Origin of the sequence: Proteus sp. FME41, assembly GCF_014897315.1 — a bacterium.
GTDB lineage: Bacteria > Pseudomonadota > Gammaproteobacteria > Enterobacterales > Enterobacteriaceae > Proteus.
Genome location: NZ_JABUYL010000065.1, coordinates 1 through 658, shown reverse-complemented (window position 1 = coordinate 658; position 658 = coordinate 1). Strand labels below are relative to the sequence as shown.

The window sequence follows — 658 nt, the reverse complement described above, 5'->3', positions numbered from 1 at the left end:
GGATCAGTGGGCACAGTCACTACATGAGAGAATGCTTGCACCAGCATGTCATCTTCGTGGCCTTGAACATAAATATTTCCTACTGATTCAGCCGTAAATGCACCCGCAGTAATATTACCTTGGGTTTTTCCTTCAATGGAGATATAGCAGGGAGTTGGCATGGCAAGTCCTTAATTAACTATCAGTAATTGTTTCTCAACAAAACGATTATTGTTGATGTCCTTTTCAAAAAATCAGCCAGTGCGCACCGCGATTTGATTAGAGTAGCTTAAGTAATTTTAAGGGGAAGTAAAGGGAGTGACGGAAAAGAAGGACGTTGTATCCTCGTAGGATAAGTGACTTAGCGTAAAATAATTGTTCACACGTTATTTACTGCTTTCGTTTCTTAAAATAAGTGTATTTACTTATATTATTCTCTTTCGTAAATGTCCGAAATCTCGCTAAAGCCAGTCAGTTCTAATGTACATGGATTTTTAATATGTAACAAAATGTGTATTTTATTTCAAATTGTAACAATATTGATTTATAAGGGAAAAATAACCCTATTTTCAGAATAATAAGCAAACTACGATTTTTAATTTCAAAGGACAAAAAATGCGCACCTAAAATTTAGTGTATCGCAGAAGATCCCTTTAAATAGAGACAGAAATATCACCCA

Annotated in this window: 1 protein-coding gene; it reads right to left on the bottom strand. The window is 35.0% G+C overall.

The window, feature by feature from the left end; translation table 11 throughout:
- Nucleotides 1-161, bottom strand: a 161-nt coding sequence (gene tssD / locus INT04_RS19180; protein WP_193017608.1) for a type VI secretion system tube protein TssD, incomplete at its 3' end; no start/stop codon positions are given.
- Nucleotides 162-658: the final 497 nt, after the last annotated feature.